The organism is Holophaga foetida DSM 6591, assembly GCF_000242615.2.
In the GTDB taxonomy this organism is placed as follows: Bacteria; Acidobacteriota; Holophagae; order Holophagales; family Holophagaceae; genus Holophaga; species Holophaga foetida.
In genome coordinates this window covers 478,178-502,260 of record NZ_KI912269.1, presented here as the reverse complement: position 1 = coordinate 502,260, position 24,083 = coordinate 478,178, and the positions used below count along the sequence as shown (strand labels likewise).

20 protein-coding genes are annotated in these 24,083 nt (G+C 65.0%); 11 read left to right on the top strand and 9 right to left on the bottom strand.

The window, feature by feature from the left end:
- Positions 1-38: 38 nt before the first annotated feature.
- From HOLFODRAFT_RS23620 to HOLFODRAFT_RS0217645, 4 genes are all read left to right on the top strand, one after another.
- Complete coding sequence (locus HOLFODRAFT_RS23620) at positions 39-794, top strand: DUF58 domain-containing protein (protein WP_005035101.1); 756 nt, start codon at positions 39-41, stop codon at positions 792-794.
- A 131-nt stretch (positions 795-925) separates the two neighbouring features.
- Positions 926-1,645 (top strand): hypothetical protein, encoded by a 720-nt coding sequence (locus HOLFODRAFT_RS0217655; RefSeq protein ID WP_026939447.1) that lies wholly within the window; start codon positions 926-928, stop codon positions 1,643-1,645.
- The gene (locus HOLFODRAFT_RS22175) at positions 1,642-2,601 is read left to right on the top strand and encodes a VWA domain-containing protein (RefSeq protein WP_005035104.1); all 960 of its coding nucleotides are present in this window, start codon (positions 1,642-1,644) and stop codon (positions 2,599-2,601) included. The genes HOLFODRAFT_RS0217655 and HOLFODRAFT_RS22175 overlap by 4 nt, the downstream gene beginning before the upstream one ends.
- Entirely contained in the window at positions 2,598-4,094 is a 1,497-nt protein-coding gene (locus tag HOLFODRAFT_RS0217645) for a tetratricopeptide repeat protein (RefSeq protein WP_005035106.1), read from the top strand. Before HOLFODRAFT_RS22175 ends, HOLFODRAFT_RS0217645 begins: the two co-directional genes overlap by 4 nt.
- Positions 4,095-4,339: 245 nt before the next feature.
- On the opposite strand, the gene thpR is transcribed toward HOLFODRAFT_RS0217645, so the two are convergent.
- The 5 genes from thpR to rbr all read right to left on the bottom strand — a co-directional run bounded on the left by thpR (position 4,340) and on the right by rbr (position 8,506).
- Positions 4,340-4,882: an RNA 2',3'-cyclic phosphodiesterase gene (gene thpR, locus HOLFODRAFT_RS0217640; protein ID WP_005035108.1), complete on the bottom strand. Its 543-nt coding sequence runs from the start codon at positions 4,880-4,882 to the stop codon at positions 4,340-4,342.
- A gap of 5 nt (positions 4,883-4,887) precedes the next feature.
- Positions 4,888-5,925: a hypothetical protein gene (locus HOLFODRAFT_RS0217635; RefSeq protein WP_005035110.1), complete on the bottom strand. Its 1,038-nt coding sequence runs from the start codon at positions 5,923-5,925 to the stop codon at positions 4,888-4,890.
- 22 nt (positions 5,926-5,947) lie between these two features.
- A complete protein-coding gene (locus HOLFODRAFT_RS0217630; protein ID WP_005035113.1) occupies positions 5,948-6,340 on the bottom strand; it encodes a thioredoxin family protein in 393 nt (130 codons plus the stop codon).
- A 10-nt stretch (positions 6,341-6,350) separates the two neighbouring features.
- Positions 6,351-7,835, bottom strand: a complete 1,485-nt coding sequence (locus HOLFODRAFT_RS0217625; RefSeq protein WP_005035115.1) for a hypothetical protein — start codon at positions 7,833-7,835, stop codon at positions 6,351-6,353.
- 95 nt (positions 7,836-7,930) lie between these two features.
- The gene (gene rbr, locus HOLFODRAFT_RS0217620; RefSeq protein ID WP_005035118.1) at positions 7,931-8,506 is read right to left on the bottom strand and encodes a rubrerythrin; all 576 of its coding nucleotides are present in this window, start codon (positions 8,504-8,506) and stop codon (positions 7,931-7,933) included.
- Positions 8,507-8,619: 113 nt separating this feature from the next.
- Here rbr and HOLFODRAFT_RS0217615 point away from each other — a divergent pair, with 113 nt between their 5' ends.
- The 7 genes from HOLFODRAFT_RS0217615 to HOLFODRAFT_RS23615 all read left to right on the top strand — a co-directional run bounded on the left by HOLFODRAFT_RS0217615 (position 8,620) and on the right by HOLFODRAFT_RS23615 (position 18,302).
- Positions 8,620-9,030, top strand: coding sequence for an acyl-CoA thioesterase (locus tag HOLFODRAFT_RS0217615; protein WP_005035121.1), 411 nt, complete (start codon positions 8,620-8,622; stop codon positions 9,028-9,030).
- A gap of 542 nt (positions 9,031-9,572) precedes the next feature.
- Positions 9,573-11,030: a cysteine--tRNA ligase gene (gene cysS / locus HOLFODRAFT_RS0217610; protein WP_005035123.1), complete on the top strand. Its 1,458-nt coding sequence runs from the start codon at positions 9,573-9,575 to the stop codon at positions 11,028-11,030.
- The gene (locus HOLFODRAFT_RS0217605) at positions 11,030-12,121 is read left to right on the top strand and encodes an enoyl-CoA hydratase/isomerase family protein (RefSeq protein WP_005035125.1); all 1,092 of its coding nucleotides are present in this window, start codon (positions 11,030-11,032) and stop codon (positions 12,119-12,121) included. The genes cysS and HOLFODRAFT_RS0217605 overlap by 1 nt, the downstream gene beginning before the upstream one ends.
- Before the next feature lie 350 nt (positions 12,122-12,471).
- Positions 12,472-13,686, top strand: coding sequence for a hypothetical protein (locus HOLFODRAFT_RS0217600; RefSeq protein ID WP_005035128.1), 1,215 nt, complete (start codon positions 12,472-12,474; stop codon positions 13,684-13,686).
- Positions 13,687-13,782: 96 nt separating this feature from the next.
- Complete coding sequence (locus HOLFODRAFT_RS0217595) at positions 13,783-16,080, top strand: arylsulfatase (protein ID WP_005035130.1); 2,298 nt, start codon at positions 13,783-13,785, stop codon at positions 16,078-16,080.
- A gap of 76 nt (positions 16,081-16,156) precedes the next feature.
- Entirely contained in the window at positions 16,157-17,380 is a 1,224-nt protein-coding gene (locus tag HOLFODRAFT_RS0217590) for an anaerobic sulfatase maturase (RefSeq protein ID WP_005035132.1), read from the top strand.
- A gap of 7 nt (positions 17,381-17,387) precedes the next feature.
- Positions 17,388-18,302: a LysR family transcriptional regulator gene (locus HOLFODRAFT_RS23615; protein ID WP_005035134.1), complete on the top strand. Its 915-nt coding sequence runs from the start codon at positions 17,388-17,390 to the stop codon at positions 18,300-18,302.
- Between the two features lie 4 nt (positions 18,303-18,306).
- Here the strand turns inward: HOLFODRAFT_RS23615 and HOLFODRAFT_RS0217580 are convergent, their stop codons facing one another.
- The 4 genes from HOLFODRAFT_RS0217580 to HOLFODRAFT_RS0217565 all read right to left on the bottom strand — a co-directional run bounded on the left by HOLFODRAFT_RS0217580 (position 18,307) and on the right by HOLFODRAFT_RS0217565 (position 24,070).
- A complete protein-coding gene (locus HOLFODRAFT_RS0217580; RefSeq protein ID WP_005035135.1) occupies positions 18,307-20,331 on the bottom strand; it encodes an oxidoreductase in 2,025 nt (674 codons plus the stop codon).
- 697 nt (positions 20,332-21,028) lie between these two features.
- Positions 21,029-22,210, bottom strand: coding sequence for an MFS transporter (locus HOLFODRAFT_RS0217575; protein WP_005035137.1), 1,182 nt, complete (start codon positions 22,208-22,210; stop codon positions 21,029-21,031).
- A 158-nt stretch (positions 22,211-22,368) separates the two neighbouring features.
- Positions 22,369-23,256 carry a DAPG hydrolase family protein gene (locus HOLFODRAFT_RS0217570; RefSeq protein WP_005035140.1) on the bottom strand — a complete coding sequence of 296 codons (888 nt, stop codon included), beginning with the start codon at positions 23,254-23,256 and terminating at the stop codon, positions 22,369-22,371.
- A gap of 25 nt (positions 23,257-23,281) precedes the next feature.
- Positions 23,282-24,070 carry an EthD domain-containing protein gene (locus HOLFODRAFT_RS0217565; protein WP_005035143.1) on the bottom strand — a complete coding sequence of 263 codons (789 nt, stop codon included), beginning with the start codon at positions 24,068-24,070 and terminating at the stop codon, positions 23,282-23,284.
- Positions 24,071-24,083: the final 13 nt, after the last annotated feature.

The window sequence follows — 24,083 nt, the reverse complement described above, 5'->3', positions numbered from 1 at the left end:
ATGTGTTGCGATTATCTCAATAATGCGACAATCCCCTCATGCCTCTCCCCACCCGCTTCATCGCCCGCCTTCGTCGCCTGCCCCTGCGCCTGCGCCGCGTTCTCAGTGGCGGCACAGAGGGGCTGCACCCCAGCAAGCTCAAGGGCTCGGGGTTGACCTTCGTGGAGAATCGGCCCTACGTGCCGGGGGACGACCCCAGGGCCATCAACTGGCCTCTGACGGCGAGGGTCGGGGAGCCCATCATCAAGCGCTTCGAGGCCAGCCGTGAGCTGATCCTGTGGCTGCTGGTGGATCCCCACCCCTCCATGTTCCTGGGGGATCCCGCGAGTCCCATGCGCTGGGCCCTGGAGATCGCCGGGGCGGCCATGGCCACCATGAACGCCGGGAAGGACCGCTTCGGGCTCCTGGTGCCAGGGGATGCCCGCACACCGGCCCTGCGCATCGCCCCCAGGCGGGGCAGGGTGGCGGGACTCAAGGTCGTGGAGGCCATGGCGGAGATGGGTCCCAGCCTACCCTCCCCCGAGGGGTGGGCCCAGGCCCTGGGGCACTGGGGCGAGCACGGCAAGGGGCACCGCCTCTGGATTCTCAGTAACGGGGCCGGTCTCCGGGGCTTGGCCCCCCTCATCAAGCCCCTGGCGGCCCGCCATCGCGTGGTCTGGTTCCACCCCGAGGCCCATGGGAGGGAGCGCTGGCCCGATCCCGGCCTGCCCCCCACCGTAGAGCGCCAGAACTGGGACATTCTTGAAGATCCCGTCGTGAAGCTGGGCATCTGGCTCAAGGGCGGTGGGGCATGAGCCGGGGGCGCGAAAAAAGAAAATTGTCCACAGATGCACAGGCTGGAGTGTCGGCGCGGAGCAACTGCTTTTATCCGTGTTCATCCCATTCATCTGTGGATAAAAGATTTTTCCTTCTTTTGTTTTTATCGGTGGTTTCTCTCAATGCGGCCCCCATCTGGACCGCCCCCAAGGAACTGCCCTTCGGCACCCTGGGCACGGTCGAGCTGCGGGAGGCTGACCCGTCCAGGCCCGCCCCGCCGCGCCCAGGCGATGACCGTCTTGGCCCCCTGGAGCTCCGGGGGGCCGAGCCCCTGTCCGATGGCCGGGGTTGGCGGCTCACGGTCCAGGCCCTGCAGCCGGGCACCCAGGTGGTGGCCCCCATGGATCTGGGGGATGGTCAGGTCACCCCGGAACTTCGGATCGCCGTGCCCCGCACCACGCCCTTCGGCGCTCCCTGGGTAGGGGTGGGCGGTGGCCAGGAGGACATCCTGCCCCTGGCGCCATTCCCCTGGGGATGGGCCAGCCTCCTCCTCCTCCCGGTCTTCGCCCTGCTCTGGGCGGGAATCCACTTCTGGCAACGAGGTTCCTCCAAGCGGACCATGAAGCGGGCCCAGAGCGCCTTCCGCCGACACTGGCCGCCGCCGAACTGGGAGCGTCCCGCCCTGGATCAGGCTCACCTCCTGGGGCGGGAACTCCTGGCGGCCCGCTTCGGTGAGGAGGCCCGAAGTTGGGGGACTGCGGAGTGCCATCGTCGGCACCTCACCCCCTGGGTCCACTGGGTCCAGGCCATGGACGAAGGCCGCTTCGGAGGGCACCCGTCCCAGTTCCCCTCCCTTGAGGCGTTGCTGCGATGCCTGGAGGCCAGATGATCGACCTCCGCTACCCCTGGCTGCTGATCCTCCTGATTCCGGCCCTCTGGTTCACTTGGCGCACCCCCTATCGCTGGGGCATTCCCCACAGCAGGCCCTCGGGAAGGTTCGCCAGGATCAGCTCCCATCTGGTGCCCGCCCTGCTGGCCGTCTCACTGATCGTCGCTGCTGCGGGTCCGGAGTTCCGCAGGGATATCCGGGGCCGGGCGCCGGTGGTGGACTTCGCCATGGTCCTGGACGGATCCAGCTCCATGAAGGCCCTGGACGATGGCAAGGAGGATCGCTGGACCGCAGCCCGCCGCCTCCTGCGGATCTTCATCGCCAACCGTCCCGACGACCGCTTCAGCCTCATCCTCTTCAGCGCCCACCCAGTGACCCTGAGTCCCCTCACGGCCGACCATGTGCGCCTCTGGCATACCCTGGAGCTCCTGGAACTGGACAGCCGGGACGATGGCACCGCCATCGGCAGCGCCCTCATGACCGCGGTCCGCCGCCTTTCGGACAGTCCCGCCCGTTCCCGGGTCATCCTGCTGTTGACGGACGGAGCCCAGAACCGGGGGCGGGTGAGTCCCCAGGAGGCGGCGGAGGAGGCCCGGTCCAAGGGCATCCGCATCCATACCGTGGCCATCGGCAAGGCCAGCGGCGAGAGCCTCTATCCCGTGGATGGCAGCAAACTGGCCAGCCTCAAGGTGGAGACGGATCCCGGCACCCTTCAGGCCATTGCCCATGCCACGGGCGGTGAGGCATTGGCGGCGGATGATCCCCAGGGCCTGGCCCGCAGCCTCAAGGCCATCGACCAGCTGGAGAAGACGGCCCTACCCGTGGAGCCGCCCTCCGAGGGCATCCCCATGGCCCATTGGTTCCTGGAAATGGCGGCGCTCTTGGCTCTTCCCCTGGCCTTCGACATTCTCCGCAAACGCGGAAAGCGCACTCCCGCCTGGATGGGGGAAGCATGAGTCAGCTCCCCTTCGCCTATCCGCTCTACCTTCTGCCCGCGGCCTTCCTGGCCCTCCTGGCTCTTGCCTTCGGCATCCGGGCTTGGCTTCGGCCTGGTCTTGGTGTCCGGGTCGTGGGCCAGCGGCCCCTCCTTCAGGGCCTTGGCCTCGCCCTGGTGCTGGTGGGCCTTGGGGTGGGGCTCGCGGAACCCCGCAGCGGTTCCGTGGAGGTTCCCCGCCTCACCGTTCATGTGGTGGTGGATGCCAGCCGATCCATGCTGGCCCCCATCACCGGAGAACCCGGGGCACCTTCCCGATGGGAGGTTGCCCGGCGCACCCTGGACCGGCTCTGGAGCCGATCCAATCCTGGCGTGCGCTTCAGTCTGGATATCCTCACCGGGGACGCCGTCCCCCTTCTTCCTCCTGGGGAAGACCAGACCCTCCTGCGGGATGTTCTCAAGACCGTCATTCCCGGTGACCTGGGCTCCCCCGGCACCAGCCTGGGGCGCGGCCTGCCCATGGTGGCAGCCCAGGTGGAGTCCAAGGCTCCGGCGGTGATCCTGCTGCTCGGGGATGGAGAGGAGACCTGGGAGGCTCAGACTGAGGCCATCCAGCGCGCCACGGCCCCCCTGGTCAAGGCCAGGCTGCCCCTCTACGCCATGGCTCTGGGAAATACTCAGCCCCAGAGCGTGCCCGGCGCCAAACCCGGCGAACCCAGTGAGACGAAGGCCAACCCAGAACTGATGAAGCAGCTGGCCGAAGCCACTCAGGGCCGCCTGCTGGAGCCGGGGGATGATCTGGCAGCGCGCTTCCAGCGTCTCTCCAGGGGGCACGAGGCCCTGCCGGTCGCCCGCTCCATCCTCCCTACCCACCCCGAATGGGGAGCCTGGATCTCCCTGGTGGGGCTGGCCCTCTGGCTTCTGGCGGCGGGGCGTCCCATGCGGGCCTGGCGCACACCCCTGTTGCTGTTGCTCGGATTCGGCTTGGCCCCCTCCGTTGAGGCTGCCCTGCCCATGCCCCAGAGCGTGAAGACCTGGATGGCCCAGAGCGCCCTGGATCGCGGGGATCTCGCCACTGCCCAGCGCTGGCGGCCCCGGGGCGACAAGCCCCTCCAGCGTCTGGTTGCAGCCCAGGTTGATCTCCGGAGCGGCCAGCCTAAACCCGCTCTGGAGACCCTGGCCCCGCTTCTTGGGCAGGGAGCGCCTTCCCCTATGCCCGGTTGGCGCGCACCCGCCCTCCTCATGGCGGCTCGGGCCCATGTGGCCCTGGGGCAGATTCCCGAGGCCCAGGCCCTCCTGGAACGTCTCCTGAAGGAGCAGCCGGGTCGCAGTGAGGCGGTCCAGAACCTCCAGTCCCTGCTGAAGAACAACCCTCCGCCCCCGCCGCCCAAGAATCCCCCGCCACCGCCTCCTCCCCCCAAGCCCAGCCAGGGCGCCCAGCAGGATGAACTGGAGGGGATCCGTCAGCGGATGCCCAAGAAGCCGGAACCCCAGGGAGGAGTGAAGGACCTGTAGGCCTGGATTCATGCGCATTCGCAAACAAAAAGAGAAATTCCACCACCAAGCAACCCCGCTGCGCGGGGTTGCTTGGTGGTGGAAGTGGCTTTTGAAGCTTTACGATTGATGGCAGACGGATATCAGAGCGCCGAGCCTCTTTTCAGCTGCTCTTCATCCCTCTCATCCGTGCGCATCCCAGCTTATGTCTTTTTTTGCGGAGCAAAGCCGCTACTCGGGATCTCTTTTGTTGACAGACTCACTCTTTACTTCATCGGCGCAAGCGGGAATGCCTCCAGCACTTCGTAGCGTGGGCCCTCCCTGTCCGTGATGCTCTGGTAGAGGACGAAACGGTCCACTCTCATCCTCAGGGGTTCCAGGGCTGGGCCCAGGGGGGTGAGGTCCACCGGAACCTTAGGCCGGGCCAGGGTGATGTGGGGGCGGAATGGCTTGGCGTCGAAGGGGGCTCCGGCGTCCTGGAGCGCCTTCCTCAACCTGGAGCAGAGCGCGTCCATGGCGGGCTCCGATTCCACTCCCAGCCAAAGGATCCGGGCTGCAGCGGTTCTGGGGAAGCCGCCCAGACCGGCGGTCCTGAGTTCGAAGGCCGGGCTGGCGGCAGCGCTCCTGCCGATCTTCAGCAGCTTGGGGAGCAAGTCCTCCGGCTGTTCCCCCAGGAAGGCCAGGGTCAGGTGGAGCCCCTGGGGGCGGGGCCACTTGGCAGCCATGGCCAAGGCTCGCGCCCTCCCCTGGAGTTCAGCCTGGAACGCCGCAAGGCGCTCAGGCAGGGGGATGGCATAGAAGAGGCGCACGGGGCTCAGCTCATCAGGGTGTGGTAGAGACGGGTCTCATCGGGGGTGTAGATCCGGATCCTGGCCCCTCGGTCGGCCCGGTACTTCCACTTGTATTTCCGGAGATCCAGGGGGCCCTCCAGGTCCAGTTGCACATACTTGGCCCCGAACCAGCCCTGGCCAGTGGTCACCCGCCCGGTCATGGAGGCCCGGGGGATCACCAGGAAGGGGGTGCCGAAGGTGTAGAGGGTGAGGGCCTCGCCCGTGACGCCGATGGCTACGTCCAGGTACTGGATCTGCATGGGGCGGGAAAAGGCGATTTCGAGACCGCTCTCCATGTAGCCGGAGGGCTGGTCGGGCATACGGCTGGAGCGCTTCCTGACCATCACCTGGATTCCGAAGACCAGGGCGAGGACGGCCAGGGGGAGGAGAAAGGGAAGTCCCATGGGCAGGGTGAAGCGCCAGCCGCATTCCCGTGGAATGCCTTCAAGTGCTGCCGCCAGTGTGGGCTCGGGTCGGCTCCCGTCCGGCAGCTTCAGGGTGAGCAGCATGGCATGGAATGCTCGCTGGGCCTGGGTGCTTGGGTTGGGTACATCCAGTTGGATCCAGTAGTGGTTGCCGTTCTGGGAGAAGCAGGTGATGAGGCGCAGGCCCTTGCCCCTGCTCCGTTTCTGGAGGGCATAGGCCCCCTGTCCGAAGAGGGGGATTTCCCGGTAGAACCATCGGAAGCCGCTGCTCTCATAGCGGACAGGCCCCCGGGTGTAGGCGGGCATGTCGAACCACTGGGCGTAGGCCTGGGAAAGGGGGCGCGGGTCGGCGGGTTCCCAGGCCAGGAGCAGGAGGCCCGATCTGCCGGACAGGGTGCGCCGTTCCCAGTTCTCGAAACGGCTGGAAACGGGGGCGCCAAAAGCCTCCGGCACCTCCAGCGCAGCACCCCCGAAGGCCACGGACCTCGAAGGACCCGAGGGCAGGAGGGCAGGTCGCTGGATCCAGAGGGGGATGCCCATGCCCAGTATCACGGCAACGAAGGCCGCTGCCATGATGAGGGTCTGTCGCTTCAGCACGGGCACCCCCTGGCTATCCGGCCTACTTCCCCTTCACCCAGGCCGCGAACTCCTTGGGGGGCAGGTAGCCAGCGTGGCTGCGCACGACATTCCCGTCCGCGTCCAGGATCAGGAGCATGGGAAATCCCTCGACCTGGAACCTCTCTTCGAGGTGCTTCAGTTCGGTGGGAGCGCCATTGCGCAGCTGGGTCTTGAGGGATACCGGCACGACGGTGGCCAGGGCCGCCTTGCCCTCGGGGGAGGGGAAGACATCCTTCTGGAGCTTGATGCACCACCCGCACCATTCGGTCCAGACATCGGCGAAGATCAGCTTCTTCTCCGCCTTGGCCCGCTTCTGGGCGGCGGCGAGGTCGTGCTCCCATGCCTGGGCCGAGAGGGGCAGGGCGGCGATAAGCAGGGCTGCAAGGGCTCTCATGAGGACTCCTTTACTGGTCTACACCCATTGGACGCCGGTTGCGCTCCGACTGTTTCCATCCGAAGAGTCCCAGTTCCTTGATCCGCTGGGAGGTTCCCTCGGGAACCAGCTCTTCCCAGGAGGGCTCGTCGGCCTGGATTCGGCTGAGGACGTCGTCGGGGAAGGCATCCAGGCAGTCCTCCTGGTAGCCCTCCAGGGATTCCACCAGCTGGTTGTGGAGCAGGTGGGCGTAGAGCATCTTCAGGTGTGGGGGCACGTTCATGTTATCGCCGGTGACCAGAGGGGTGCCCGGCCCCTTGCCATGGGCGGGGTACACGTAGAGCTTGAGCTGGAAGCGGAAGAGGCGTCCCAGTCCTTCGAGGATTCCCCCCTGGAGGCTGGTGTAATGCTCATCCTTCATCAGGTCGAAGAAGGTCAGGGCTCCCATGGCGATGCCTACCATCTCCTGGGTGTAGCGGCGGAAATAGCCCGCAAGCCGGTGGTTGTGGGGGAGGTTGGAGATCAGGACGGTGTGTCCCAGGAGGCTGAGGAGCTCCACCCGGTCGATGATGTCCTGGGGTTGGTGGTAGTGCTGGTCCCCCAGCAGGTTGTTGAGGCTCAGCTCCATCAGCACCACCACATCCTTGCCCTGGACCCGCTCTTCGGCCTGGAAGCGCCGGGTGGCGCAGGCCAGCATATCGGTGTGGAGGCGGGTGACCGGGTTGAAGCGCCCGCGTTCCACCAGGATGGCCTTCTTCCGCAGGACCTCGGAGGGCTGGACCACGTCGCCTTCAGGGCTGAACATCACGGCATTGGTGATGCCCAGCTGCACGAGGTAGATGGAGGTCAGACGGTTGTCGATCCCCTCGAATGCGGGGCCGCTGAGCTTGAGCATGTCGATCTCGATGCGCTCGGCGCCCAGGCGATCCACCAGGGACTCGATGAGCTGTTTGGGGTCGTCCCGGTAGTAGAAGGCGCCGTAGCAGAGGTTCACACCCACGATGGCCAGGGCTTCCTGCTGGAGCACCGCCTCCTTGTCCCACATGCGGACGTGGATGATGATCTCGCTGGGGGGGCCACCGGGTTCCGTCTGGAAGCGGATGCCCATCCATCCCTGGCAGTCGTTGTCGCCCTTGAAGTTGCGGGCTGCCACGGTGTCGGCGAAGACGAAGAAGCAGGTCCTGTCTCCCCGCTGATCCCCCAGCTGATCAACCAGAAATCCGTATTCCGTGTCCAGCATGGTGCTCAGGCGTTCCCGGCTGACATAGCGGGGTGCCTTGCCGTAGATGGTATCGCTGCAGACCATGTCGTAGGCCGAGATGGACTTGGCCACGGTGCCAGCGGCTCCGCCAGCCCGGAAGAAGGCCCGGGCCACTTCCTGGGCGGCTCCGATCTCGGCGAAGGTGCCGTACCACTGGGGGTCCAGGTTGATGGTGAGGGCCTTGCGATTCGTGGTCAGCATCTCCTGGGAGCCTTGGATGGCCTGGACGTGGGCGGAGGCTGTGGGCTGGTTCATTGGCTTTTCTTTCATGCAAAAATTTCGCGAAGATCCTGAGGACGCAGCTCCTTGCTCCGCACCCTCGGCGTCTCCGCGTGAGGCACTCTCTTAAGTCAGTAGTTGACACCTTCAACTTCGAAATAGCCCTGGGGATGCAGGCAGGCGGGGCACTTCTGGGGGGCGGCCTTGCCCTCGTGGATGTAGCCGCAGTTCCGGCACTTCCAGATCACGACGCCATCCTTCTCGAAGACCTTTCCATTCTGGAGGTTGTCCCAGAGGGCCCGATAGCGGGCCTCGTGGTGCTTTTCGACCTTGGCGATCTGGGTGAAGGCGGCGGCGATCTCAGGGAAGCCCTCCTCCTTGGCCACTTCGGCGAAGGCGGGGTAGAGGTCGGTCCACTCCTCGTGTTCACCCTCGGCGGCAGCCTGGAGGTTCTCGGAGGTGTTGCCGATCACGCCGGCGGGGAAGGCGGCGGTGATGTTCACCATCCCCCCCTCAAGGAACTTGAAGAAGCGCTTGGCATGCTCCTTCTCGTTCTCGGCGGTTTCCAGGAAAAGGGCGGAGATCTGCTCCAGGCCCTCTTTCTTGGCCACGGATGCGTAGAATGTGTAACGGTTTCGGGCCTGGGATTCCCCGGCGAAGGCCTTGAGAAGATTTTCCTCGGTGCGGGTTCCTTTGAGCGAAGCCATGACGGCCCTCCATTGAAAAAATTTGGACTGGTCGTCGGCGTCACAGGTCCCACCGGCGACAGGCTCCATGGTAACCACGTCGCGTGTCGCGGGTTGTAAAGTAGACTGAAAATATGGCACTGGAAACCGTTACTCCCATTCGTGTCCGCTACGCGGAAACCGATGCCATGGGCATCGTGCACCATGCGGTCTATCCCGTATGGATGGAGCTGGGACGTTCCGATTGGCTGAGGGAGCTGGGGCAAAGCTACTCTGAATGGGAGGCCCAGGGGGTGATGCTCACGGTGGCCGAGATCAAGGTCAAGTTCCGCGCTCCGGCCCGCTATGACGAGCTGGTGGAGGTGCACACCCGCATGAGGGAAGGGGGACGCCGCAAGGTGGTCTTCGAATACGAAATTCTCCGGGACGGTGTGCGTCTGGTGGAGGGGGAGACCGTCCACCTCGTCGCCGGTCCCGATGGCCGCAGCCGGACCATGCCAGAGCACCTGATCGAATTCGTGAAGCGCGGGATCGGGGAAGCCTGAAACCGCAAAGTGCTCTGAAAAGACCAAAGCCATTCAGCCGCGGATGAATGGGATACACGCGGATGGAGGACGCCCCAGTTATCGGCGTTGCGAAGCTTGATCTCCCCGTTCCAGGAAAAGCAAAGGCCCATTCAACCACCGATGAACAGGATGCACGCAGATCAAAGGAGTCCACCTGGGCACCTGGGACTGGTTCAACAAGGGGGAGGGAGGCGGAGGCACGTATGAGTGCCATCGCCTCCCTCCCCCTTGTTGAACGCGGGCGGCTTCGCCGTCCGCCCCCGCGTTGCGGGGCAGGCCCAGGTGCCCCGCCCGTAGACCACTTCTTTTATCTGCGTTTATCCAATTCATCCGCGGCCGGTTCTGCTTTTCCCACCGTTCCCATTCCATGGCGGAGGCCTGAACGACTCCGCCAAGCCTATCCCCGTGCATCCCCGTTTATCCCCGGCCACCCGCTTTTCTTCGTGTCCTTCCTTCACCCTTCGGGTGCTTCGTGGTCCAGCCGTGGCATTCGACCTGGAATGGTGGAAAACTGTAGGACTATGACTTCGCTGCGCCCCATCGCCCTGTTCAACACCCTGACCCGGAGGGTGGAGCCCGTGTCGCCTTTGGAGCCGGGGGCCATCAGCCTCTACACCTGCGGCCCCACGGTCTACAACTTCGCCCACATCGGGAACCTGCGGACCTTCCTCTTCCAGGACCTCCTGAAGCGCACCTTCCAGGGGGCGGGCTACGGGGTCCGTCACTGCATGAACATCACGGATGTCGAAGACAAGATCATCCGCGACTCCCAGAAGGAATTGCCGGAGGCTGCCTCCAACGAGGAGCGCCATCAGGCCATGAAAGCCCTGACGGATCGCTTCACCCAGGCTTTCTTCGAGGATCTGGCCGCCGTGGGCATCCCGCAGGAGGGCTTCGCCTACCTGCCCCGGGCCACGGCCTACATCCCCCAGATGATCACGCTCATCCAGACGCTGGAAGAGCGCGGGTTGGCATACGAGCGCGATGGCAGCGTCTACTACCGCGTGGCGGGCCTCCCCCACTACGGCTGTCTGGCCCACCTGGACCGCGAGGGAATGCAGCTCGGCACCTCGGTGGACGCCGATGAATACGACCGCGAGTCCCTCAGCGACTTCGTGCTCTGGAAGGCCACCAAGCCCGGCGAGCCATGCTGGGAGAGCCCCTGGGGTTCCGGACGTCCCGGCTGGCACATCGAATGCTCGGCCATGAGTATGGACATCTTCGGGCCCAGGCTGGATATCCACTCCGGTGGCATCGATCTGGTCTTCCCCCACCATGAAAATGAGATCGCCCAGAGCGAGGGTGCCACGGGTGAGAAGTGGGTCAACCACTGGGTCCACGGCGAGTTCCTCCTGGTGGAGGGCGAGAAGATGTCCAAGTCCCTGGGCAACTTCTATACCTTGCGGGATCTGGTGGAGAAGGGCTACGACCCCATCACCTTCCGCTACGCCATCCAGTCCAACCACTACCGCAAGCTCCTGAACTTCAGCTTCGACGGCCTCAAGGCCGCCAAGAACGCTCTGGACCGCATCCGCACCTTCCGCAAGCGCATGGAGGGGGCAGGGGATGTGGCCGGGGATGGCCCATGGAAGGAGGCCCTGGATCCCGTGGAGCGGGTGGAAAAGGCCCGCCACGCCTTCTGGGAGGCCATGGCCGACGATCTCAATACGCCCGAGGCCCTGGCGGCCATCTTCACCTTGGTGAGCGACCTCAACGCCCAGGATGACCGCATCGCCCTCATCCGGGAGGAACGGGACTTCGTGCTGGCCTTCCTGGATGAGACCAATGCCATTTTCCAGGGCTGGCCCCACGAGGAGGACAACCTGGACGCCGAGGTGGAGGCCCTCATCGAGCAGCGCAAGGCCGCCAAGGCCGCTAAGAACTGGGCCGAATCCGATCGCATCCGGGACCTGCTGAAGTCCATGGGGATCCTCCTGGAGGACCGCAAGGACGGCACGGTGGGGTGGAAAAGGGCGTGATGGATCCGCACGAAGGTCAGATCCTCTCCGGGCTCCGGGGCTCCCTGGGCTTCATCACCCTGAACCGCCCCAGGAGCCTCAACGCCCTCAGTCTGGGCATGCTCCGGGAGATCACCCGCCTGCTTCACCTCTGGCGCGAGGATGATCAGGTGAGGGGTGTGGTGGTCCGGGGGGCCTGTCCGGCGGGCCGCGGACCGGTCTTCTGCGCCGGTGGGGACATCCGCGCGCTCTACCACTGGGCCGTCGCTGGCGATCCCCGGGTGGAGGACTTCTTCAACGAGGAGTTCTCCCTGGTCCACTTCATCCACACCTACCCCAAGCCCTACCTCGCCCTGATGGACGGCATCACCATGGGGGGCGGCATGGGGATCAGCCAGGGGGCGCGGCTCCGGATCGTGACGGAGCACAGCCGACTGGCCATGCCGGAGACGAACATCGGGCTCTTCCCGGATGTGGCGGGGGGCTACTTCCTCAGCCGCCTGCCGGGCGCCATGGGGGAGTTCCTGGGGTTGACGGGCCAGATCCTGGGGCCCGGCGAGGCCATGGCCCTGGGGCTGGCGGACCTCTTCGTGCCTTCCGCGCGGCTCCCAGAGCTGGAAGAAGCCCTGGTGGCCTCCCCTGAGGCCCCCCTGGAGGTGGCGAGGGGCTTCGCTGGGGAGGCGCCCGGCGCTCCCCTTCTGGAGCACCGGGAGGCCTTCGACCGCCACTTCGGCGCTCCCAGCCTCGCGGCCATCCTGGCCTCCCTCGCCCGGGATCCCTCGCCCTTAGCCCGCCGCACCCTGGAGATCCTGCAGGTCCGCTCGCCCCTCATGCTGGCGGTGACCCTCCGGCAGCTGCGCCGGGGGCGCAGCCTGGGCCTGGCGGACAACCTCCGCATGGAGCGGGATCTCATGCGCCACTGCTTCCGCCCCCGCCCCCACGGTCTGGGCAGCGAGGCCGTGGAGGGCATCCGCGCCTTGGTGGTGGACAAGGACCGCCAGCCCGGGTGGCATCCTGCCACGGCGGCTGAGCTGAGCTCGGACATGGTCTCCGCCTTCTTCGAGAGCCCCTGGACGGAGTACGGGCACCCGCTGAGGCACCTGGGTCGGTAGCTACGGGGAAGATCATGCCGCGACAGTTTATTCCGGATTGGAATAGCTGCATTCCTAAAAGGTATTTTACAAATAGTTTCACGGGCCAAAAAATAGTCCAGACACTACGGCACAGTCAAAGGCTTTAGAGCAATCGCTGATTAATTCGATTTAATGGCGCATTGCTTCGGAATTGGTTTGGACGGGTATGCGCATGGTACGACCGCGCCTGGGCTTTGCCTGGGTGGGCCATGCCCTGGCTACGGAGGGATATGGATATCGGATAGGCCATAGATGCGTTTTTCGATCGCTTGGAGGATGGGTGGGCCACTTTCAAGCTCGCTGAGCTTTTGTCTTAATCGGGAGAAAATATGAATAAGATTTTGGGTTGTGTCATCGCCATGGGCCTCGTTTCCGGGCTTTCCGCCCAGGGTGCCCCCAAGAGTCTCGGAGGTCTGGAGTTCTCCGGCTTCCTGCGCTACCGCTACGAGTGGACCGAGAATCCCCGGCCGGTGGCCGAGGATGTCTACCTGAGCCAGGATGGCAACTACATCACAACGCCTGCGGAATCCGGCAACGCGGGCGCCAACGCCAAGAGCGAGACGCGCACCAGCCTCTGGCTCAACGTCGACAAGAAGTTCAATGGCAGGACCCGCTTCCACGCAGTGCTCCAGGGCGAGACCCTGAGCGGCCGCACCACCAAGGCTGCACTCAATATCAAGCAGGCCTACGCCGCCACCAAGTTTGGTCCCGCCGAGCTCGCCCTGGGGCGCTTCATGCCAGAGATCGGGCTGGGGACCATCGGCGGCGCGCCGGTCAGCGATGGCGCCTGGCTCTCCCTGAACACTGATCTGGTGAGCTCGAACGTCTACCTCGTCAAGTGGGGCAACCAGCTGGACGCCTACACTTCCACGATCTACAACGCAAGCACGGCCAGTTACTTCTTCGGTGACCTGAAGGTTCGCCCCATGAAAGGCCTGACCCTGTCGGTGGCCTACACGGCCGACGTGAGTTCCGAGGCCGCCGAGAAGAAATACAAGTCCTACGCCGTGGGCGCGGAGTACAAGTACGTCAGCAACAATATTCCCTGGTTCACCCTCTCTGGCGAGTATTCCAAGAACACCGCCGAGAAGGCCCGTTCTTTCACCGTCGATCTGGCCGAGGGGGCCTTCCCCGCCGCCGCCTCCACCGTCAAGAAAGATCCCACGGCTTGGTACGTCACGGCCAAGACCCTGGGCGCCCATCCCTTCCGTCCCGGCACCTTCGGACTGGCGGTGCAGTACCGCAAGGCTGATGCGGGCTTCGATATCCTGGGCAACGCCAACCCCATGGTCTGGAACAACCCCATCAACTGGAGTTCGCCCTCTCCGGCTGGCATCGCCGACAACCACAAGGGCTTCGAGCTCTCGGGCGAGGTCACGGTCTTCGAGGGGACCATCCTCAAGGCCGCCTACGGCCTCATGAAGACCACCGATCCCCTGGCCTTCAAGGACCTCGGCTCCCTGGGGACCATCGGCGGCACGGGATACCGTGTGGCCACCGACAGCCAGAAGTACCTCACGGCTCAGGTCGTCTACCTCTTCTAGTCCCAGCCACCAGACGCCGACGGCTCCGGGCTTTCCGGGGCCGTCGGCCCTTCGGCCATGGGCCGATTGATTCATGCCATCAGGAAGGAGCATGGAATGAGCACTACCATCCACGGATTGAGGCGCCATGCCTCGCTGGGCCGCATGACCCTGCTGGCCTGCCTGGGGGCGGCCCTGGCCCTGCCCGCCGCTGGGCAGGCGCCCTCTCCGGCCCCCGTCCAGGTTGCGGCCAAGCCCAATGTCGTCGTCATCGTCCTGGACGATCTGGGCTTCGCGGATCTGGGGGCCTTCGGCTCCGAGATCAGGACCCCCAACATCGACAAGCTGGCCGCCCAGGGCCTCCGATACAACAACTTCAACGTCTGCCCCGTCAGCTCCCCCACCCGGGCCTCGCTGCTCACCGGCCGGGACAACAATGCGGTGGGCATGGGAAACGTAGCCAACGTGGACCTGGGGCCCAGCCGACCCGATATGCGCGGCCGCATCTCCCACAACGCCGCCACGGTGGCCCAGGTGCTCCAGGACAGCGGCTATGGCACTTACGCCGTGGGTAAGTGGCACGCGGCGCCCCTGAACAGCTGCACCCCTGCCGGGCCCTTCGACTACTGGCCCCTGGCCAAGGGTTTCGGGCGCTACTACGGCTACCTGGATGGCGAGACCAACCAGTTCTTTCCGCAGCTGACCGAGGACAACCACTTCCTGCCGGTCCCGCAGAAGGCCGGCTACCACCTCTCCGAGGACCTGGTGGACCACGCCTGCCAGTTCCTGACGGACCACGTAGCCAACTACCCCAGCAAGCCCTTTTTTGAATACGTGGCTTTCGGCGCCTCCCACTCGCCCCATCAGGTGCCCCGGAAATACATCGACATGTACCGGGGCCAGTACGACAAGGGTTGGGATGTGCTCCGCGAGGAGCGCTTCGAACGCCAGAAGCGGATGGGGATCATCCCGGCCAACACCGTCCTCCATCCCCGGGATGCCAAGGTCAAGCCCTGGGCCCAGATGTCCGCGGACGAGCGGCGCCTGGCGGCCCGCTTCATGGAGACCTACGCGGGGTACATCACCCATGCCGACGAGCAGATCGGCCGCCTCATCGAACACCTGAAGGCCACCGGGCAGTACGAGAAGACGATGGTCGTCCTCCTCTCGGACAACGGTGCCACCAACAGCGGTGGGGAGAACGGCCTGGACAACTTCGCCAAGTGGTTCAGCTTCACCCCCCAGACCGTGGCAGAGCTGCTGCCCCGCATCGAGGAGATCGGCGGTCCCCGCATGGAGGCCCTCTATCCTCAGGGCTGGGCCATGGCGGGCAACACCCCCTTCCCCGAATACAAGGGGGATGTCTACGCGGGCGGCGTGAGGACGCCGCTGGTGATCTCCTGGCCCCAGGGCATCAAGGCCGACAGCCAAGTCCGCACCCAGTACGCCCACATCACGGACATCACGCCCACCGTGCTGGATGTGCTCCAGACGAAGATGCCCGCCACCTTCCACGGGATCGAGCAGATGCCGCTGCACGGGGTAAGTCTGGCGCCGACCTTCACGGACGCCAAGGCCAGGACGGGCCATGATGTGCAGTACTACCTCTTCGCCAGCAACCGCTCCATCTACCAGGACGGCTGGAAGGCCATCGCCACCCACCGGAAGGGCAGCAGCTTTGACCAGGACACCTGGGAGCTCTACCACGTCAGTGAGGACTACTCCGAGTCGAAGAACCTGGCCGCCCAGCAGCCGGAGCGGCTCGAGGCCCTGAAGAAGCTCTGGGCCTCAGAGGTGGCCTCCCACGGCGCGATCCTGAAGGAGGGTTCCCTGGCGGACATGGTCTTCATTCCGTCATACTCCCCCGCAGCCCGCAGCCGTTTCACCTACTCCCCCAAGATGGGGCCCATCAACACGATGGCCGCGCCCCAGCTCAACAACCGCGCCTATTCCTTCACCACCACCGTGGAGCGCCGCAGCGCCAAGGACGAGGGCGTCCTTGTGGCCATGGGCGAGCCCGCCGGTGGCTACACCCTCTACGTGAAGGACGACCGGCTGGTCTACGACTACAACTACTACGGCCAGCATTTCCGGGTGGTCTCCACCGAGAAGGTGCCCATGGGCAAGTCGACCCTCAATTACGAGTTCCAGAAGGCCGGGTTCTTCCAGGGGGTGGGGAGGCTCTTCATCAACGATCGTCCCGTGGGCGAGGTGGTGCTACCCAAGACCTTCAAGGCTGTCTGCACCTTTGACCCCTTCTGTGTCGGCCGGGACGCCGTCCTTCCCACCAGCGAGGACTACCGCGACCGAGGGGAGTTCCCCTTCAGCGGGAAGATGGGGGACCTGATCGTGGAGATCAAGCCCGAGGCCCCCAGGCCCGGCGGGCCCCAGGGAGCGGCTCCAGCCGCCCACTGAATTCCCGCTCCAGGCGGACTATATTTCCCGGTGGTCGCATATGCGGCCACCGGGTTTTGCGAATGAAGGAGATAACATGAACCCCTCCGTGCACCTGATGGCCAAGCCCTGCGGTCCTGCCTGCAACCTGGACTGCCACTACTGCTTCTACCTGGAGAAGGCGTCGCTCTTCCCGGGTCCGACGGTGATGTCCGACGAAGTGCTGGAGGCCTACATCCGGACCTATATCCAGGGGGTGGCAGCGCCGGAGGTGAGCTTCGTCTGGCAGGGGGGCGAGCCCCTCCTGGCGGGGATCGACTTCTACCGCCGGGCCCTGGCCCTCCAGGCCCGCTACGCCGGGGGGAAGACGATCACCAACGCCATTCAGACCAACGGGCTCCTGTTGGACGAGACCTGGTGCGCCTTTCTCAAGGAGGGGGGCTTCTCCCTGGGCATCAGCCTGGATGGTCCCGAGGAAGTCCATGACGCCCACCGCCGGGACCGGCAGGGGCAGGGCACCTTCGTCCGGGTCATGGCGGCCCTGGACCTGGTGAGGGCCCACGGTATTCCTTTCAATATCCTTTGCACCGTTGGGGCTGCTTCCGTCGGGAAGGGCGCCCAAATATACGAATTCTTCGTCTCCATGGGCTGCCACCACCTCCAGTTCAGTCCCGTGGTGGAGCGCCTGCCGGATGTTGCGGAGGCGGCCAAGGGCTATCGCCACGGGACCCCGGCGAGCCTGTCCGACGACGGTCCGCGTCTGGCCCCCTGGTCGGTCCCGCAGAGCCAGTACGGGATCTTCTTGACCTCGGTCTTCGATCAGTGGGTCCGTTGGGACGTGGGCAAGGTCTTCGTGCAGAACTTCGAGTGGGCCCTCGGCGCCTGGCTGGGGCTGCCTTCCACGGTCTGCGTCTTCTCGGAGCGCTGCGGGCAGTCCCTGGTGGTGGAGGCCGACGGGGAGGTTTACGCTTGCGACCACTACGTCTATCCGGAGTTCCGGCTGGGGAGCGTGAAGGCGATGAGCCTGGAGGCCCTGGCGGGGGAGGAGGCCCGGCGGGGATTCGGGGCCGCCAAGGCCCGGCTCCCCAGGACCTGCATGGCATGCGATGTCCGCTTCGCCTGCCGGGGGGAGTGCCCAAAGCATCGCTTTGTCCGGACCGCGGAAGGAGAGCCGGGCCTGAACGTCCTGTGCGAAGATTACAGAATCTACTTCCGCCACATCCACCCCGCCATGAAGGCCATGGCCCAACTGGTCCAGCTCGGCAAGCCCGCCTCCCTGGTGATGGAGGCCTTCAAGGGGCCCCTCCGCATCGAACTCTGAGAAGCCCATGTCCATGAACCTCAGCCTGACCCAGCTCCGCTACTTCCTGGCGGTGGCCGACTGTCTAAGCTATACCGAGGCGGCGCGGCGGCTCCACATCTCCCAGCCCCCCCTGAGCAAGCAGGTGGCGCTCCTGGAGGCGGAGATGGGGCTCCTGCTCTTCAGGCGGGAGCACCGGGGGGTCACCCTGACCCCGGCGGGGGCGGCCTTCGCGGCGGAGGTGCGGGCCCTCTTTGCCCACCTGGAACGCTCGGTGGCGAAGGCCCAGGAGTTGGCCCAGGGGGCAGGCGGCCAGATCCGCCTGGTCATCCCCGAGGCCATGGTGCTGGATCCCCTCCAGGGTCTGCTCCGGGATTTCATGGACGTCCACCCGGGCATCCAGTTCCAGATCATCCGCCTCAACCTGGGGAAGGCGCGGGAGGCGCTGCTGGTGGGGGCGGCGGATCTCCTCTTCACCCTCTCCTTCGAGGCGGACTCCCTCGGAGGCTGTTCCAGCCGACTCCTGGGGGTCCGCCAGGGGTGCTGGGTGATTTCCCGGCAGCACCCCCTGGCGGCCAAGACGGTCCTGGAGCCCCCTGATTTTGCCGAGCTGGACCTGATTCTCGTCTCCCGGGAGGTGAGCCCCGGGGGCTACGCCGCGGCTGTTCGGAACTGTGGGGAGCTGGGCTTCCGGCCCCGCGCCGTCGTGGAGGTCGCCAGCTTCGACGCGCTCCTGACCTACGTGGAGCTGGGGCATGGGATCGCCATCATCGGGCTCCCTCAGGCGGAGCGCAACACCGACCGCTTCAAGGCCTTCGCGTTCCCTGAGGGCAAGGGGGAGGTGGGCCTGATGCTCTTCTGGCGGGAGGAGGCGGTGCCTCCGGCGCTGCGGCTCTTCCTGGACCATCTCGGGCGGGAGGCCTGGGAGGAGCCGCCGCGCTGAAGCCCTACACGATGGACATGGCCGCCGTGTAGCCCTGCTGGACGGCTTCGCCCACCTTGGCGGCCTTGAGGCAGTCGCCGATCTCGAAGACCGGGATGGCTCCCGCAGCCTCCCGCAGCGCCTTGGCGGCTTCGGAACGGGCCCTGTAGCCCAGGCCGATGACCACGGTGTCCGCAGGGATGGTGATCTCCTGGCCCTCGGCATCCACGACCACGACACCGCTGTCCTTGATCTCCCTGCACTTGGTCCTGACCATCGAGGTGATCCCGACCCGGTCCATTTCGTCCAGGAGAGCGGTGCGGTGGATGCCGATGGCCTCGGCCACCAGGCGCTCCACCATCTCGATGACGATGACCTCGTGACCCTTCTTGACCAGTTCGAGGCCCACTTCACAACCCACCAAGCCACCGCCCACCATGACGACCCGCTTGCCGATCTGGGCATCGGGCATGAAGTAGGTGTCGAAGGCCTTGACTGCCTTTTCGATGCCCGGGATGGGGGGCATGGCGGGATCAGCGCCGATGGCGAGGATCAGGGCTTCGGGGGCGAAGTCCTTCACCATCTCGGGGGTGACCTGGGTGCTGAGCTTTACCTCGATGGGGCGTTTGCCGACTTCGCGGACCAGGAGCTCCTTGAACTGGAAGAGGTCCTGCTTGTAGAAGTCGCAGTCCGTCAGGCGCAGGGTGCCTCCCAGGCGCTCGGCGTTGTCGATCAAGGTCACCTTGTGGCCGCGGTCTGCCGCATCGATGGCCGCCTGCATGCCGCCGGGGCCACCGCCCACGATGAGGACCCTGCGGGAGCCCGTGGGCTTGGGCATGTCCTCGGGGAGCACCTTGTGGTGGGAGAAAGAGTTCACGTTGTAGGGGTTGATGGTGCAGGAGCCCAGGCCCGGGAAGTGGCGTCCCGGAGGATCGGTGCGGTGCTCGCCGGAGGGGCCGGGGTAGCAGATGCAGCAGCGGAGGCAGGCCCGGATCTCGTCACCCTTTCCGGCAGCCGCCTTGTTGGCGAAGGCGGGATCCGCGATCATCTGGCGGCCCATGGAGACAATGTCGGCCTTGCCCTCGGCGATGATCTTCTCCGCGTCCTCGGCGGTGGTGATGCCGCCCACTACGGCGACGGGGATGCTGACGGCCCTCTTTACGGCGGCGGCGTAGTCGGCATTGAGGCCGTGGGGGCGGAAGATGGTGGAGAACTCGTTGGAGCGGGCAGGGCTGTAGTAGTGACCGGCGGAGATGTGGATCAGGTCCACCAGGCCCGCGCCTTCGAGCAGCTTGCAGAAGCCCACGGTATCTTCCAGGGTGATGCCTCCGGGGAGGTTCTCCTGGCCGCTGAGACGGATCTCGATGAGGAAGTCCTGGCCGCAACGCTCACGGATGGCCTTGAGGATGGCCAGGGGGAAGCGGCCCCGATTCTCGATGCTGCCGCCGTACTCGTCGGTCCGGCTGTTGTTCCGGGGGGAGAGGAACTGGCCGATCATCCAGCCGTGGCCGCAGTGGACGAAGACGCCATCGAAGCCCGCGGCCTGCATGAAGGCGGCGGACTCTGCGAAGTCATTGGCGACCTTGGCCATGCTATCGGCGTCGAAGGCGCGGACGGGGGTGCCGTCGGGCTTGGTGTAGGCCACGGGGCCCAGGGGCTGGATGCCATCCTCCAGGAGAGGCTTCTCGATGCCGAAGTGGGAGAGTTCGGCCACGGCCACGGCGCCGTGCTTCTTGATGACCTGGGCGTTCTTCTGGAAGATGGCGAAGGCAGGGGAGCTGAAATCCTTGTAGTCCACTGCCAGCTTGATCATCTTGCCGTCGCCCGTCACGACCGGGCGCAGCGAGTCGTCGAAATTGACCGGGATCTCGCCGTTCACGACGCTGGCGCAGCCGCCCTTGGCGCGGTCCTCCTGCATGCGCAGGATCTTCTCGGTGAGGAAGGGGACTAGGGCCAGGCTGGAGAAGATGGTGGGAGCGCCTTCGATGCGGTTCCGGTAGGTGAACTTGCCGATCTTGATGGGGCTGTTGAGGTGAGGGTAGGATGTCACGTTCTGCTCCTGTGCTGTCCAAAACAGCCGTAAATAGATGAAAAAACTCGCGCTCCATCCAGGCCATGGACTCGAGGTCCAGCCCGGATCCACCGCGCGCCCGTCTCGGATCGGATATATCAGGCGATTGTTATCGAATAGGCTAACGCGGATGGTTGCCCGGAATTATCGGGATTTGCGATGGTAGCCATCGCGGATAGCAATCCGGATGCTCCCATGGATGGTAAAGGGCATGAATCGGTGATCTGGATGCCTGGTATCGGTGGAGCAGGGGACTGGTTCTGGCGTAGGCGTTCATACCTCTCCCTCACTGAACCAGTCTCAGGCGCTCAGGTGGGCTTCTTTGGATCTGCCCAGTTGCTTCACGCTCCTGGGCGATTGGCTTTACCGCTTGTTGGCACGCCTTATCCCCTGAATCCCCTTCATCCTGGCTATTCCTCTTCTTTTTGTTTTTAGCCAGGATGAACAGGATGACAAATATGAGGCGTTTTTTAGTCCATGCGCGGCCGGAGAGATCAAGCCTCACAACGCCGATAACCCGGGCGTCCCTTATTCGTGTGCATCCAATCCCTCCGCAGCCAACCGGCTTTTCTCCTCCGGGAAAGCGCGATCCTTGGCCATCGAGCTGAACGGCATTCTGGCTTGTGCATGCAGAACAGGCCCCCGAAGGGGCCTGTCGCGTGGAACGGGGGAGGTGCTATTCGGCGGTGGGCCGCAGCTCCAGGCCATCCACATCCCTGTTCCCTCGGAAGGAGAGGACCAGGGCGATCACGGCCGCCGCCAGCAGGGCGAAGGCGCAGAGCCGGAACATGAACTGGCCGTCATGGTTGTGGAAGAGCTTGCCGAGCCCCTGGAGGATGAAGGGGGAGACGGCGGTGCCAAGGCTGAGGGCGGTCTGGAAGAGGCCAGTGGCCATGGTGCTCCCGGCCTTGCCCACCGCATCCATGCTCTTCATGCAGGCGTAGGCCATGGTGAGGGAGAAGCCGAGCCCGATGACGAAGGCCCCTCCCAGGACCACCGGCAGGCTCCCGGCGATGGAAAGGGTGAAGAAACCCAGGAAGTTCAGCAGCAGGGCCACGGGGAGCACGAATCCCTTCATGCCGCGGAGACAGAGGCCGAAGGCCAGTCCGCTCAGCATGGAGCCGAGGGTCATGAACATGATGCCTGCGCCTGCGGAGGCGGCATTGCCCATGTGGCGTCCCTCGATCACAAAGGCCAGGTACCCGAAGAAGGCGAAGTAGATCACCGCGTAGAGGAAGGAGGCCCCCAGGACGAAGAAGAGCCGGGCGTTCAAGGTTGCTTTCTCCCCCTTGGCGGCCGCGACCCGGGGGGGCTCGGGCAGCTTGAGGAACACCGCCAGCATGACCACGGCGCCCAGGGCGTACATCAGGAAGGAGAAACGCCAGGATATGGTGGCCAGCACGCCCGCGAGCAGGCTGGTGACGATGTTGCCCAGGCCTACAAAGGTGCTCTGGACGCCCACCAGGCTGTTGCGCTCCTCGCCGTCAAAGAAGTCGTCGAAGAGGCCCGCGGCCATGGGGATGAAGAGGCCGGTCCCCGCGCCCAGCAGGGCCCGGCAGACCAGGATGGAATTAAAGCCGCTCAGGAACATCGGCCCCACGCCGCCCACCATGAAGAAGGCCAAGCCTGTGAGCACCAGTCCCTTCTTGCTGATCCGGGTGCTCAGGAAGCCCGAGAGGATGGCAAAGGGGATGGCCACCAGGGAGGGGATGGCCACCATGTTCATCAGGGCGGCCTGGCTCACGCCGGGGAAGGCCTTGCCGATCTCCGCCAGGGCTGCGGAAATGGTCATCCGCGCCATCAGGAGCAGGGAGATCGAAAGGATGGTCAGTTTGAGACCGAACTTGTTCTTGAACAAAAGGTGCTCCCGCGATTGCAGAAAAAAGGACTTCCATCACCAGGTCACGCGGGCACCAAGAAATCACCAAGTGCTGAGCGATCCCTCTGGGCGCACCAGCTTGCTTCTTTCTTCGTGTAACTTGGTGCCCTTGGTGTCTTGGTGGTGGAATTTACAAGCTAGGCCAGCATCTTTCCGCCGAATTCGGCGTAGATGCGGGGCAGGAAGTGCTTGAAGCGGGTGAATTCCTTCACGTTGTGCCGGGCGAGGCCCTGGACGGCGACGGAAGGCACCGCGACGCCGGGGGGCAGGGTGCACTCTGGGACGCCATTGGAGAGGCGGTAGCCCAGCCAGAAGCGGGTGCGGTGCTCCAGACCTTCGGGGGTGTCCCGGAAGATGTGGCACATCATGGCGGGGGCCGTGATGGACTCGTCGTTCTTGTCCACGGTGACGGCCCAGCCCTGGCCACCGGCGAAGGTCGCCACATTGGGCTGCTTGAAGCGGGTCATGTCGAAGCCGTAATCCTTGGGGGACAGGAAGCTGATGGTGATGTTCTCCATGCCGCAGTCGCAGTTCTCGGTGACGTGGTGGACCACGCCCCAGTTGCGCTCGGACATGGGGATGCTCTCATCGAGAATCCGTTTGCGGCCCTCGGGGCTGAGGTGGATGCCGCCGTGCTGGGGGGGGTACCAGATGCGGTAACGGAGATCCTCCAGGGGATGCCAGGCGAACCACCAGTCGACCATTTCGGCGGTCACACCGGGGTAGACGATCTTATTGGCGATGAATCCGGCACCATCGGGAAGGTTGCACCACCCGATCTCCACATCCAGGTAGCCCGGATTGAGGAGCTCGTTCATCCGGGAGGGGTGGAGGGCCTTGGCGGGGTCGCAGGGCTTTTCCATCATCGCGTAGTGGGCGGGATCGGGCTGGGGGATCTCCTCGTAGAAATACTTGGCGAAGGGGCGGGCCTTCTCCTCAGGGCTGAGGTCGGGCTGCTGGGCCTTGGCCTTGGTGGTGGGATACCAGTCTTTGAAGGTGTACTGCTTGGTCTCGGGCGTGGACATGGGGGCTCCTTGTCGTTCGATGGGCTCAGCTCAGGGGCGTATCGCGGACGATCACGATCTGCTTGGTGTAGAGGAAGAAGGACTTGGACCAGTTGGCGAACTTGGGGCCCGTGGCGTTCTGCATGGCTTCCACGTACTGGCGGAAGGCGCCCACCTGCTCCATGGTGTCGAACCAGTGGGCGACCACCAGGTCGTAGGTCGGAGGATCGACCATCTTGAAGTGCTTGCGGGCGGCGCCATCGTTGTCATTGGCGCGGCAGCGCCAGTTGGCCTGGACGCGACGGGCCTGCTCCTTGTAGTAGGGGGACTTCTCCACGGCCTCCTCGTGGGCCATGCGCCAGAACTTCTTGTAGTCCTCGGGATAGACGTCTTCGTCCCGCATGACGTACTGCAGGACCTTCATGGCGCCCACGCCCCGAACGATGCCCAGGCCGGGGTTGAAGGTGGTCAGGGGGGTGGGGACGGGGATCTCCTCCTCCTCGGCCATGACGATGATATTGGTGCTCTCGTTGGCGAAGTACTGGCCATCGGCGGAGGCGGCGGAGGGAACGGCGGGTTCCAGGGTCTCCATCATGTCGCGGAAGCTCTTGAAGGAGAGTTCCACTACGGCGTCCCGATCCACGACCTTGTTCTCGTGGTCAGCGTCGCTCAGGAGGCCCCAGGCGCCATCGATGACATGGTTCTGGACGTAGGAGTCGATCTTGAGGCGCTCCTGGCGGGCAATGGTGCCGTGGTAGAACTCGATGTAGCGCTGGTACTCGGCCCGGGTCAGGCCGGGGCGCTTGCGGGATGCGGCCATCAGTTTGATAGGCACGGTTCACCTCCTG